Origin of the sequence: Caldivirga maquilingensis IC-167 (assembly GCF_000018305.1) — an archaeon.
Classification (GTDB): Archaea; Thermoproteota; Thermoprotei; order Thermoproteales; family Thermocladiaceae; genus Caldivirga; species Caldivirga maquilingensis.
In genome coordinates, this window is the sequence record NC_009954.1 from 1,070,986 (window position 1) to 1,083,153 (window position 12,168).

At 44.8% G+C, this 12,168-nt stretch carries 11 protein-coding genes and 1 pseudogene; 9 read left to right on the forward strand and 3 right to left on the reverse strand.

The genetic code is table 11. The features are described 5' to 3' along the window. Window positions 1-62: 62 nt before the first annotated feature. Window positions 63-605, forward strand: a complete 543-nt coding sequence (locus CMAQ_RS05210; protein ID WP_012186070.1) for a Mut7-C RNAse domain-containing protein — start codon at window positions 63-65, stop codon at window positions 603-605. A 140-nt stretch (window positions 606-745) separates the two neighbouring features. Here the strand turns inward: CMAQ_RS05210 and CMAQ_RS10395 are convergent, their stop codons facing one another. Together CMAQ_RS10395 and CMAQ_RS05220 are read right to left on the reverse strand one after the other, a co-directional pair. Then, window positions 746-1,438, reverse strand: a complete 693-nt coding sequence (locus CMAQ_RS10395) for a recombinase family protein (RefSeq protein WP_012186071.1) — start codon at window positions 1,436-1,438, stop codon at window positions 746-748. Window positions 1,439-1,502: 64 nt separating this feature from the next. Next, window positions 1,503-1,871, reverse strand: a complete 369-nt coding sequence (locus tag CMAQ_RS05220) for a hypothetical protein (protein ID WP_012186072.1) — start codon at window positions 1,869-1,871, stop codon at window positions 1,503-1,505. A gap of 150 nt (window positions 1,872-2,021) precedes the next feature. On the opposite strand from CMAQ_RS05220, the gene CMAQ_RS05225 reads away from it, so the two are divergent. The 3 genes from CMAQ_RS05225 to CMAQ_RS05235 all read left to right on the forward strand — a co-directional run bounded on the left by CMAQ_RS05225 (window position 2,022) and on the right by CMAQ_RS05235 (window position 5,401). Beyond that, window positions 2,022-2,597 (forward strand): cysteine hydrolase family protein, encoded by a 576-nt coding sequence (locus CMAQ_RS05225; RefSeq protein ID WP_012186073.1) that lies wholly within the window; start codon window positions 2,022-2,024, stop codon window positions 2,595-2,597. Between the two features lie 55 nt (window positions 2,598-2,652). Continuing rightward, entirely contained in the window at window positions 2,653-3,276 is a 624-nt protein-coding gene (locus CMAQ_RS05230) for a hypothetical protein (protein WP_012186074.1), read from the forward strand. 67 nt (window positions 3,277-3,343) lie between these two features. Beyond that, complete coding sequence (locus CMAQ_RS05235) at window positions 3,344-5,401, forward strand: Sip1-related alpha-galactosidase (protein ID WP_012186075.1); 2,058 nt, start codon at window positions 3,344-3,346, stop codon at window positions 5,399-5,401. A gap of 6 nt (window positions 5,402-5,407) precedes the next feature. Here the strand turns inward: CMAQ_RS05235 and CMAQ_RS05240 are convergent, their stop codons facing one another. After that, window positions 5,408-6,088: a hypothetical protein gene (locus CMAQ_RS05240; protein WP_012186076.1), complete on the reverse strand. Its 681-nt coding sequence runs from the start codon at window positions 6,086-6,088 to the stop codon at window positions 5,408-5,410. Window positions 6,089-6,587: 499 nt separating this feature from the next. Between CMAQ_RS05240 and CMAQ_RS10690 the strand changes: the two genes are divergently transcribed. The 5 genes and pseudogenes from CMAQ_RS10690 (at window position 6,588) to glcS (ending at window position 12,163) form a co-directional block, all read left to right on the forward strand. Continuing rightward, the gene (locus CMAQ_RS10690) at window positions 6,588-6,728 is read left to right on the forward strand and encodes a hypothetical protein (RefSeq protein ID WP_156769844.1); all 141 of its coding nucleotides are present in this window, start codon (window positions 6,588-6,590) and stop codon (window positions 6,726-6,728) included. 263 nt (window positions 6,729-6,991) lie between these two features. Beyond that, window positions 6,992-7,165 (forward strand): hypothetical protein, encoded by a 174-nt coding sequence (locus tag CMAQ_RS10695; RefSeq protein WP_156769845.1) that lies wholly within the window; start codon window positions 6,992-6,994, stop codon window positions 7,163-7,165. A 1,187-nt stretch (window positions 7,166-8,352) separates the two neighbouring features. After that, window positions 8,353-9,465 carry a glucose ABC transporter ATP-binding protein GlcV gene (gene glcV / locus CMAQ_RS05250; protein WP_012186077.1) on the forward strand — a complete coding sequence of 371 codons (1,113 nt, stop codon included), beginning with the start codon at window positions 8,353-8,355 and terminating at the stop codon, window positions 9,463-9,465. A 16-nt stretch (window positions 9,466-9,481) separates the two neighbouring features. After that, window positions 9,482-10,185: pseudogene (locus CMAQ_RS11010) on the forward strand (adenosylhomocysteinase); the annotation flags it as partial. Window positions 10,186-10,648: 463 nt separating this feature from the next. After that, window positions 10,649-12,163 (forward strand): glucose ABC transporter substrate-binding protein GlcS, encoded by a 1,515-nt coding sequence (gene glcS, locus CMAQ_RS05260; protein ID WP_048062690.1) that lies wholly within the window; start codon window positions 10,649-10,651, stop codon window positions 12,161-12,163. Window positions 12,164-12,168 lie beyond the last annotated feature (5 nt).

Sequence of the window (12,168 nt, forward strand, 5' to 3'; positions counted from 1 at the left end):
ATCACTTACATTTATTCAAGCGGTAAGTTATTAAGCCTTATCCGTGTTAGACTACGTGTTGAATGAGGGCTATAGGTTTAGTTAAGCCATGTGAGGTTACTAGGGGGATTGTTTACGTTGACTCCATGCTTGGTTGGTTATCTAGATGGCTGAGGATGATTGGGGTAATGACCATATATAGGGATGACTTCAGTGATGATGAGTTAGCCGGCTTAGGTGGATTAGTTATAACTAGGGATAGGGGTTTATTCAATAGGCGGCGTGGCGATACCCTACTCCTCCTGACTGATAATCATGTTCATTGGTTAGTTGCATCATTAATGGTGCTTAACGTTAAACCAATCATAGGTGATAACTCACTATGCCCAGTATGCGGTGGTAGGTTAATTAAGGTGGATTCAAGGAATGCTGCTGGTGAAGTACCAGTTAACGTCATTAAAAGGAACCCCACACTCCTCAAGTGCGAGTCATGCGGCAAGTATTACTGGGTTGGTAGTCATCACAGGGGTATTGGACGTACATTAAACATGGTTAATGAATTAATTAGTAAATGCAGTATTAAGCATAATGGTTCTGAATGCCTAGTGAGCTGCCTCACCCTTTAGGGTGAGGCTTCCTTTCATTACTCCACCTTGCCAGTCCTCTAGAACTGGTGACGAGTGTTGCTTGAACGCATTAGTTAAAACCCTACCTCACCTTAAAAAGACGAGGCTTGCCGTTCTTTCATAAACGTGAATGAGTGGGATTAAGGCTTCAAGTACCCGCAGTTTGGGCAGTACCATGTGTTGTATTGTTCATCCCACTTAAGCCTGTGGAAGCATCTTGGGCATGTGCCTGGTGGTGGTGTTAATGCGCCGTTACTGTACAGTATTTTCCTAACCTGTCTTTCACTTAACCCGACTTTACTGGATATTGACCTTATTGATTCACCGTACTGGTACAGTGCCGTAACAGCCTTAGCTAGGCTTGGGTCGATTCTAGTTGCCTTAACAATACCCTTAGCCCTAAGTGCAGCCCTAGTCCTCTCCCTGATTAAGTATCTTTCATAGTCCGCCGCCCAAGCCAGTATGCTTAACACCAGTCTCCTAACCATTGGGTTAAGGTCCTGTAGGAACTCCTCACGGACACTGATTATGCTTATACCATCCTCATCAAGCCTCCTAAGTAGGTTGAATAAATCAGTGAAGCTCCTACTAAGCCTATCAAGACTGTAGACGACAATTAGGTTTACCCCATTAGCCTTAGCGTAATCCACAGCCCTCCTAAAACCAGTCCTCTCCAAGGCAGGCACGCTACCGCTTACGCCCTGATCAATGAAGAATTCCTTAACCTCAATACCCCTCATTGAGGCGAATTTAACAACACCCTCACGTTGAGCATCAAGACCAAGCTCCTGCTCCTCCGTGGAAACCCTAAGGTAGGATACTGCATTAACCACTCATTAGGCGGGTAACAGGGAGTAATAATGCTTGTGTTTAAGGGATTTAAAGGGAGAAAGGTACTTAAGGCATGTTTCGCATTAGCTTCTGCCTAGTGTTATTATCAAGCATGTTAAGTACCCTACTGATTATTGCAGCATCCCTATCGGCAAGCCTCTTATCAAGGCTTGACACCACGTTTCTCCTAAGTGTTAAACCGGCCTTAACGACATCATCTGGGTAACTGGCCAGTATCCTCATTGTTGTTATACACCAGTTAATGTACTCATCGTCGGTGGCTTTTTCAGCTAGGGTTTGGATCACGGATTTCAACGCCTTAAAGGCGTCATCCTGCTTCATCTTAAAGAGCCCCTCTAAAACACCCCTAATGGTGCTTTCCCTCTGTTTTTCAGGCATTCTGGCTACTGATATTGGGTCTAGTTGAGTTGACATGGATTAATGAATTATTTTACTGCTTAAATACATTACGCTAAGTTGTGTAGCATTAAGTACCGTGATTACTTTAATGGGTTTCTCATTGAGAGTGATTTACGTGTTTTATAATGGGGAATGATTTATTAATGAGCTAAGGCCGATATCGATATGGCGCTTAACCTAAGTGAGGATGTGTTAAGGGATATACTTAAACCAAACTACTCAATACTAGTTGTCTGGGATGTGCATAAGGCCCTCTATAACTCAATATTCAATAAGGATGAGTTCCTAAACGCCTTAAACAGGGTTATTGAGGCAGCCAGGAGGGTTAAGGTGCCTGTGGTTTTCACTAAGATAACACCATACCCAAGGGGCTTTGAACCACCGGCTTCTAGGCTAGTGCAGTGGAGGGGTGGATTTAGACCTGAGGACATGGAGTTAGTTATTCAGCCCCAGGAGAATGAAATAGTGCTTAATAAGAATACTTGGAGCATATTCGTTGGCACTAACTTTGAACTCCTACTACGTAACTCAGGTAGGTCAACAATAGTATTCACAGGCATTGCAACAGAGATTGGTGTTGAGACTAGTGCTAGGCATGCATATGCCTTAGGCTTCATACCAGTCATAATCAGTGACGCGGTTTCATCGTACAATAAGGATGGGCATGAGAGATCCCTGCAAAACATGAGGATGTTCTTCCCAGTAATAACCTCAAGTGAGTTAGCTAAAATATGGGCTTAACCAGGCGTTAAAAAGTTAAGTTTATATTCTTCAGCGTCAATCTTATTATCCTGTAATGGTTAGTTTCATTACTGCTAAAGTCATGGAGTTCCTGGAGAAGTGGATTAAGGAGAATGGGCTAGTGGAGGTGGATAAGGGTGATGATTACGTAATCTGCAGGGAGGGTAATAATACAGTCATGTATAGGGGTCTTTACTTGGAAATACCCACTGAGGGTGATGTTGCTAAGGAGATTGCCCTAATGGCTAAGGATAGGGTTCTCTACAATAAGTACTACATAGTCACCACGCCTGAGGTGGTGAATTTCATAGATGGTGGTTTAATTAAGAAGCTTGGTATAGGGGTGATGGTTGCTGATGACTCATCAATTAAGGAGGTTATGAGAAGCATACCCATTGAGACAACACCCAGTAGGGGGAGGGATGCTGATCAGAGGATTGAGCACCTGGAGAGGGTTATTAATACCCTTGAGGGTAAGGTTAAGGAACTTGAGGATAAGCTTAACCAATTAACACAGGTGGTTAATGAACTTAGACGCGGCACCCAGAGGGGTGAGGAAACTGCACGAACAGGGGTGATGGAGCAGGGGGTTAATGTGCAGGTACCTGATAATGTGCCAAGCTTCATTAAGGATAACCCATGGTTAGGTATATTAATGAGTAAGAGTGAGTCAACTTAAGTCTTAATACCTTAATCAGCATGCATATTGATAATGCTTTAAAACTAAGACAGGGGATTCAAGCCTAATGAGTGTAAGTAACTTAATTACCAGCATAGTAATAAGTTTTGACGATGGTTCAACCTGCAATGTTGATTCACCCTCAGCCTCCTTCAACCTCTGTGGTTTTGGTTCAGGTGAATTAAGGGTTACTAGTGATGAATCAGCATTACTAATAGGCTTAACCCTTAAGGCAAGTAAACAATTAAGCAAGTACCCAGTATCACTGGTGCTTAATCAACCTAAGCCAAGTAGGGTGCTTGCCTTAACCTTCCTAGGCCTAGCAGGCCCATTCATCGGTAAGGCCTTCGGTTACTATAACTACGTTGCCCAGGGTAAGCAGCCTAGGTCCGAGCCACCGCCTGATAAACCAGAGTACCCACCGGGGGTTAAGGCAAGTGGTTTAGTTGAGTCTGATCCATTGGACTGCTGGTCCTACCCAATGCTTGTTAATAATTATGGTGAACTACACCCATACACCGTAATGGTGCTTATTGATTCAGGTAATGGATCATACACAGCATTATTCACCTTCTCCAACAATCAATTAACCGCATGGCTTGATAAGGGCCTAGTGATAAGAACCTACACCAGTAAGCCCAGTGACGAGGTTAAGTTAAGTTACGTAGCCTCCATAGCCACAGGCAGTGACCCATACGATGCAGTGGCTAAGGCTGTTTCCTCAGCCTCCAGGGTTACTGTGTTTAAGACGAGGAGTCGTAAGGCTAAGCCCCTATTCATGAATGGGTTAGGGTGGTGTAGTTGGAATGCATTACTCAGTGATGATTTAAGCCATGATAATGTGGTTAAGATAGTTAAGGGGCTTAGGGATAGGGGAGTACCCATTAGCTGGGTTATTATTGATGATGGTTGGCAGGACCTTTGGAATGGTGTAATTAATAGCATTGAGCCAAGTAAGGTGAAGTTCCCAAGGGGCTTTAAAGCCGTGGTGGATGAGTTAAGGAACCTGGGTGTTAGTAATATTGGATTATGGTTCACCATAAACCTATACTGGAACGGCGCCTCTGAAGCCTTCATTAAGGCTCTTAACGCTGAGGGCTTTAAGACAAGTAGAGGCTACGTACCTAAGCCTAACCTTGAGGACTCCTTCAAGCTCTATGATGCCTGGTTCAGGGTGCTTAAGAGTAATGGCTTCAGTTTCGTTAAGGTTGATAACCAGTGGTCAATACACCACTTATACAGGGGGTTTGCAAATGATGCCGAGGCCGCTGCGGCCGTTGAATTAGGCCTTCAATTAGCAGCCACCACTAATGGTTTAGATGTATTAAACTGCATGAGCATGCTCCCCGGTAACTACAGTAACTACGCCATTAGTAATGCCTTAAGGGTTTCAATAGACTACATCCCAATGTGGAGGACTGACGCTAAGCTTCACACAATGTGGAGTGCCTACAATAGCCTACTCTACAGTAACTTCGGTTACCCCGACTACGACATGTGGATTAGCTACGACCCATCAGCAAGGCTAATAGCCGTCAGCCGCATATTCAGCGGTGGCCCAGTATACATTACTGACCGTGAACCTGAGAAAACCAATGTTGAGTTAATTAAATGGATTACACTCAGTAATGGCGAGGTCATTAGGGTTGATGAACCAGCATTACCAACTAGGGATATCTTATTCAGAGACCCCTACAATGAGACTGTACTACTTAAACTAGCCTCAACAGTCAATGGTTACCCAGCCATCGCCTTCATGAATGTTAATAAGAATGGTGTAAGGATTAGTGAGGAGTTTAAACTAGTTAATATGCCCATGAAGTTAAATGGCCAATACGCATACTACAAGGTGATTAGTGGGGATTGGGGCATCGTTAAGCCTGATGATTCAATTAAGGTTGAGTTAAGTGAATTAGAGGCTGAGGTAGTAGTGCTGGCGCCATTAATCAACGGTAAGGCTGCATTAGGCATAGTGGAGAAGGCGCTGCCACCATACGCAATTAAGGCAACCCCAATTAACGGTGAATTAATGGTGGAGGCTAGGGAGGATGGAACAATGGCTTACGTGAAGGAGGGGAGGATGGAGAGAATTAGGGTGAAGGCAGGGGAGAGGGTAAGAATATGATGAAAATCACTTGATTCCTGTATAATTAATCACGCAGCATGATTCACAGGAACCTCTAGGTATTACAACCAACCACAGTGAGAGTGACCCATGAGGGTAAAGTGTTTGATTACCGGTTGACACTAATTGTTCAGGCTTATTAATAACTAAGTAGTACCAAGCATCCATCATTAATACCGTAACGTTACCAATACTCAATACATTCACCTGAGGCGACCTTACCGCTAACAATGGTACAATGTAATCATAAGTAATGGAGCCTATTAATTCACCACCCTTATAGGCACTTAACGTCACGAGGTAACTACCGTTATAGTACGTGGTGTTGAAGACCCTTACGTTAATTGAATAATCACCCATGGTTACGTTACTGAGCCATATTAAGGCATTATTAATCGATAATTCAACTGGCGCATAACAGTACGTTAAATTACCTATCACCAGTGAATCAGAGTTAACAACCCTAATGCTCAGTAAACTGTTAAGACTAATACCATGCAGGTATTCCTGAGGCGGAGATGAGTTCACTGCCTCTAGGAGCAGGGTCTTCGTTTCATTAATCCCCCAGGAAATTAACGACGTATACATTAATTGAGGATTATTAACCGGGTGTCTTATCGTTAATATAGTTATACTAATTGCATACACACCCACTAGGAGTAGGATAGTTAAGATAACTGGCATCATATAAAAGTTCACCGGTCCCCGCCTAGCCATATGTGAGAAACAGTGGAGGCTTTAAACCGTTAACCCCCTTAACCACGCATAATACACATCAGTATTTCTAATCTTTTTGGGATTTTCGCTACTGATTACAGTGTTCCCATTGGTATATAGCAGGCCAGGGAGGCCGTGAATGTGATCCTCGGGATGCCTTCAGAGAGGTACCAAGGATCCTACCACAAACCCCACAGGCAAGTGTCCTTAGACCTGATGTGGTGCTAACAAACCCACCATTCACCAAGTGGGGTAGCCTTGAGAGGGACTATGGGACTTGTGATGTCCACAATAGAGGGACTGAGCTATGGTAGGTACATAACGAGGGGACGCTAGCCTCCAGGTAATATTCATCTTCACTCATAGACAGCATCCTAAGGTACAGTGGGCTATTGATCACTGTATTACCAACATCCACCTTCCACATAATATACGGCAGGGACTCAAGGAACTACTCAGGGAGAGGTATATGGTGAAAGCAATAATAGGGAATGGGTTAAGACCCTCATTCTCAGCGGACGGTGTCTTCAAGAAGGTCATTATGGTGGCCGTGAAGGAGCATGGCGAGGCACCCACGGCATCATTAGGGGTATTGAGATGTAAGGCCTGAATTCTTCTTCATACTAAACAAACACTGGAAAATCATGGAAGAGCGGTGGGACTCGGTGAGGATAGGAAATGGGCACTAGGAACTAACCATCAGCAGGAACTACCTGGTAAAGACCCTACACAAACCAAGCCTATACAGCCATAGAATAATTGCAGACGTAAACACATTCATGCCTTCAATACCCCTGTTGAAATTAATGAACTACCAGTTGTCTTACAGGAATATATCAAGTGGGGATTAAATCAAACACTGCAAAACCTGCCATGAATGCGCATGGAAAGTACTGGTATAGCCACGTTTACAGGCAGGTGATGATTAAGAGGCCGTTTGGAAGGGTCTTCATACTGGATAAGGTGGACCTGCTCTTCAGGAATAGAGTGTTTTCGCAAACTACATCAGTGAAGAGGTTGCTGCATCCAAGAACTTCTACATCATAAAGAACATAAACAACACCAGGCAAAACTCCTAATCAGCTGGTTCAACGGCACAATATTCATCACAACCCTAGCACTACTGAGCAGGAGAATACCCTATGAGCTGGCGGTCACAGTGAATGGGTAAGTGGCGCCAGTACTTATTATTACCTGCCACTATACTGAAATACTGAACACCGGCAGTGAAGTTCCCAATGCTGGTGCACGTCCACGCTGTTCCATTTACAGAAACATTAGCACGGCACATATACTGTTGCATATTGGCTGTGCATGTGTAACCGCCAATGCTTATACCAGTCAGTGAGACCGCAGTACCGCTCGTACTGTTTAGGGCTAGGGTTACGGTCTGTATATTTATGGTGTGGTCTTTGCTGCTGAGCCTGCTAGTCCGAAGGCTCATACGGCCACTGCGACGGCTAATGCTATGGTTACGGCTATTAGTATTATTGTGGTTACCACTTTGCTTATTCTCAATTTCTATTTATTCTGGCCTGCATTGTGAGTAATTGAATGTTGTTAATATACCTTCCTAATCGTGTTTCTATCTTCTTTTCAGCATTAATTTGCTCTTTCTACGGGTATATCACTGAGGGGCTTTTATTTTTATTAATGACTTTTTGCCCCCTTCTACTGCTTATTCACCGGCACTGAGTGTTTTCCTTCTTGGGTTCTGCAGTTGCTTTGTGAATGGTTTAACGCCGTGAGTCCCCTCACGTGCCTGATCCTCAGTATCTAACCTCTCCAGGGTTATCTATACTATTAAACCTAATCGCCACGTTAGCCGGTCCTCCCAATGCCCAGCGCCTCCGAGGTTCGTGAGTATTAGCACCTTTATTAATGTGAACCCTGCCTTGTATTGTAGTGAATCCGTAGTTAATGTTTTCAGCATGGCCTTTATTTCTACTGTATCCATCTTTACTATTCATTAGCACTACTTTCTACGATATTTGTTAAATTCTCCACGTATACTCCATGGTGAGGGGTGCGTTTAATTTCCGTTAAATAACTCTGTTGTTCATGGTCATCATCTATGCGACCATCATAATGACTCAGAACTCGAGATCATGATCACGGTTTTTCCCTCAGCCTGCTCCTTATCAACTTCCCCCTGGGGTTGGGGTTTAATTTAATAATTAAATGTAATCTTCATGAGAAAAAATTTATAAATAGTTAATTTATAATATTTTATAATGGTTAGGGTTTATCTGCATGATGTGACTAAGGTGTTTAGTAAGTCAGTGATAGCTTTGGATCATGTGGAGCTTGAGGTTAAGTCGGGTGAGTTTATGGTGGTTATGGGTCCCTCTGGGCATGGTAAGACCACGCTCCTTAGGATTACGGCTGGGCTTGAGGAGCCCACTGATGGTGATGTTTGGATTGGTGATAAGCTAGTGGCCTCAGCTAGGAAGGGTGTGTTTATCCCGCCTAAGGATAGGAATGTGGGTATGGTGTTCCAGAACTGGGCCCTTTACCCACACATGAAGGTTTTCGATAACATAGCCTTCCCCCTGAGGATTAAGAATATGCCCAGGCAGGAGATTGAGAAGAAGGTTAAGGAGGTCGCAGAGGTGCTGGGTATTGCGGAGACCCTCGACAGGTACCCAAGGCAGTTATCGGGGGGTCAGCAGCAGAGGGTTGCCATTGCCAGGGCCTTAGTTAAGGAGCCCCAGGTCCTGCTCATGGATGAGCCCTTTAGTAACCTTGATGCCAGGGTTAGGGTTATGGCTAGGGCCTTCGTGAAGGATATACAGAGGAGGCTGGGCATAACAACGATACTAGTGACCCACGATCCAGCCGACGCGTTGACTCTCGCTGATAGGATTGCTGTGCTTAGGAGGGGTGTGGTGCAGCAGATTGGGTTGCCCAGTGAGGTTTATGATAAGCCGTTCAACATCTTCGTTGCCAATTTCATTGGTGATATAAACCTGATTGAGGGTTTCATAGAGAGTAATGGCCCAGGGGTTTTGTTCAATGGCGGTGATGTGAAGATACCCCTAAGTGAAAAGTTGTTGGAGGCCCTGGATGAGCGTTCCAGTGTGGTTCTTGGTATTAGGCCCGAGGATATTGTGTTGAGTAGAGAGGAGTTACAGGTTGGTGATGGGTTGGTTAATGTGGGTAGAGGTGTTGTGGAGATTTCGGAGTTTGCAGGTGGTAAGTTCAATGTCATGGTTAGGATGAGTGGCATAGAGTTGAAGGTGGTTTCCTCGAGTAGTTTCGGTATTGGTGACCAGGTTAATGTGTACTTCAACATGAATAAGATTAAGCTCTTTAATAAGTCAACCGAGACCCTAATCTACGGTTAATAATCCACAGATTAAAACTGAAGGTGTTATTAGGCTCAGAGCCATGGCCAGAGAGGCACTTTGAGGTACCAATAATTTCCATGAATGACTCATACATAAAGTACCTCTTTAACAATAGGTACGGTACAAGCCAATCCACTTGGAATAAGATACCCAAGGCAACATAGCAATGAGGGCTAGGGGCCTTGGTGCCCGTAGAGTCATAGTCACGGAGGTAGACCCGGTGAGGATGCTCGAGGCTATTTTTGAAGGCTTCGAGGTCATGCCCATGAACGAGGCTACAGAGGTTAGCGACATCTTCATAACGACCACTGGGATATTAATATAATAACCTTGGGACACATACTCAAGGTGAAGGATGGGGCCATACTGGCCAATGCGGAGCGCTTCAATGTGGAGGTTGACGTGTCCAGCTTTGAGGAGGTTGCTTGAGAGAAGGACCACCTAGGAATAGTGCAGGCTACCCAATGGTAAGAGGGTTTACGGGCTAGGTAAGGGTAGGCTGGTCAACCTGATGGCTGCGGAAGGTCATCCAAGTGAGGTTATGGATATGTCCTTAGTAATTAGTAATTCAGATGCCTGCTGTGGAGTACATCGTTAAGAATAAGGGTAAGTTACCACTTGGTGTTCATAAACCTCCCGGTGAACTGGACATGGAGGTTACTAGGCTTAAGTTGGAGACCATGAGTATAAGGATTGATCAATTATACTGAGGAGTAGAGAAGGTACATTAGTGGCTGGAAGCCGGGTACTTGATTCTTAAATTTATGCTTGTGATTCCTTAAACTAATGATGTTAATACCCTCATCATTTGGGTGTTTACCATATTTCAAAATAGATAATCAATAACGAGCCTAAACACCACATACATAGGTTCCTTCATGACCATAGCACTACCCACGGAGCCCAATCCACACTCCTGGTCTATGTAAATAGTGCATTAACCCCAGTGCCTCTCAATGGCAGCAATGTGATAATACTCGTTTTAGGCATGCCTCAATATACATACTCTACATGCTTAGACTCACGGTATCCAGCGGCTTCGTCACACTAAACGTTATTATAACTCAACCCTCTACGCTTATAACTACGTGTTGATTTACAATATAACACTATCGCTCATGAAATTTTTGTTTCCCTATATGTGGAAAAACTTAAAAGGAAGAAGTAATAGACTCTATTTATGACGAGGAATATTCATAAGTCTGGGATCTCTAGAACGGTGCTCATAGTCATAGTGGCCGTGGTTGTGGTTGTTGTGGTGGTGGGTGGTGTGGTTGCGTATTATGTAACAAGGCCAACGCCAACGCCAACGCCCAAGTCAATTCTATTCTATACCTGGTGGGCCACCGAAGGTAGGGTGGCTGGTGAGCATACCTGGCCCCTGTTTTCGCAGTACTTCCATATTTCCGTTTCACCGTATGTTGTTCCCGGCGCTGGCGGTACTGCCGCTAAGTATGCTATTATAGCGTTGATAGAGGCTGGTAAGCCTCCAACCGCATTCCAGAGTCATGAGGGGCCTGAGATGGTTAGTTATATTGAGATTGCGCCCCAGGGTGCTAATTCATTCTATAACACAACCTCATACTGGATGTCATTGGTGACCACGGGTAATGTGTCCATCCCAGTAATAGAGGCTGGGATGTACAATGGCCATATGTACCTATTCCCAGTTAATGTACATAGGGGTGCGCTCCTATTCTTTAACCCACAGGTACTTCGTGAGTATAACCTACCAATACCAACCACAATAGAGCAGTTATACTATGATGCCAAGGTTCTATATCAGCATGGAATATGCTTCATGATACCGGGCGCGGACAGTGGTTGGGATCAATTCAACCTATGGGAAAACATATTCCTGGCACTGGGCGGGCCCAAGTTATACATGGAGTTCCTATACGGAACCCTTAACTTAAGTGACCCACAGGTTCAGGAAATAATTAACGAGACCAACACCTGGTTCCTGAAGTTCCAAGCCCTCGACTGCCCAGGCTGGGAGTCCCTGACCTGGACCCAGGGGCTAGCTTGGGTTATTGAGGGTAAGGCAGCATTCCAGACACTTGGTGATTGGTGGGTTAACTATGCCTATGACTTCCTAAACGCAACAACATACCCAGCAATACCACCATACACCAGCTGGACCAACATAACAGTCATGACGGAGCCATTCCCAGGGACAGCCAATGTATATGCGCTGGACGTTGATGCAGTGGCTGTGCCCGTGAGTCCCGAGGAGAAGTATGGTGTTTTGTTTGCTGAGTGGTGGAGCTCCTGGTATTGGGGCAGTGGGATACCCGGTGGCGATCCATCATGGACCAAGTGGAAGTCAGCCACATTTTACACCAACATAACCACGGACTACTACAACACGCCAGAGCAGTGGTGGAGTTATCAGCAATTGACGAACATGAGTAAGAACCCAAGTGATTGGTGTAACTTTGTTTATCAACTAAGTGATGGTGGGGTATTCGATGACGTATTTGCACAGGTTAATCAAGGACTACTCACATACGCCGAGGTGGGTTCTGTGGGTACGTCTCAATGGATGAGCACCCTGGCCTCGGCATTAGCTGAGGAAAAGGCAGAGTGGTTGAAGGCCAATAGCCTAGGCCTTGGGTACCTGGGCTGGCCAGGGCATTACCTGGGCTGTTACGTACCACCGTGGGTTAGCAACACCAACACCTCGGGTAGCTAGTACGG

What these genes read in the sequence shown, in the direction of transcription:
- glcV (WP_012186077.1), top strand. Translation starts at nt 8,353, where the DNA reads ATGGTTAGGGTTTATCTGCATGATGTGACTAAGGTGTTTAGTAAGTCA.
- CMAQ_RS05225 (WP_012186073.1), top strand. Translation starts at nt 2,022, where the DNA reads ATGGCGCTTAACCTAAGTGAGGATGTGTTAAGGGATATACTTAAACCA.
- CMAQ_RS05240 (WP_012186076.1), bottom strand. Translation starts at nt 6,088, where the DNA reads ATGATGCCAGTTATCTTAACTATCCTACTCCTAGTGGGTGTGTATGCA.
- CMAQ_RS05220 (WP_012186072.1), bottom strand. Translation starts at nt 1,871, where the DNA reads ATGTCAACTCAACTAGACCCAATATCAGTAGCCAGAATGCCTGAAAAA.
- CMAQ_RS10695 (WP_156769845.1), top strand. Translation starts at nt 6,992, where the DNA reads ATGAATGCGCATGGAAAGTACTGGTATAGCCACGTTTACAGGCAGGTG.
- CMAQ_RS05210 (WP_012186070.1), top strand. Translation starts at nt 63, where the DNA reads ATGAGGGCTATAGGTTTAGTTAAGCCATGTGAGGTTACTAGGGGGATT.
- CMAQ_RS05230 (WP_012186074.1), top strand. Translation starts at nt 2,653, where the DNA reads ATGGTTAGTTTCATTACTGCTAAAGTCATGGAGTTCCTGGAGAAGTGG.
- CMAQ_RS05235 (WP_012186075.1), top strand. Translation starts at nt 3,344, where the DNA reads ATGAGTGTAAGTAACTTAATTACCAGCATAGTAATAAGTTTTGACGAT.
- glcS (WP_048062690.1), top strand. Translation starts at nt 10,649, where the DNA reads ATGACGAGGAATATTCATAAGTCTGGGATCTCTAGAACGGTGCTCATA.
- CMAQ_RS10690 (WP_156769844.1), top strand. Translation starts at nt 6,588, where the DNA reads ATGGTGAAAGCAATAATAGGGAATGGGTTAAGACCCTCATTCTCAGCG.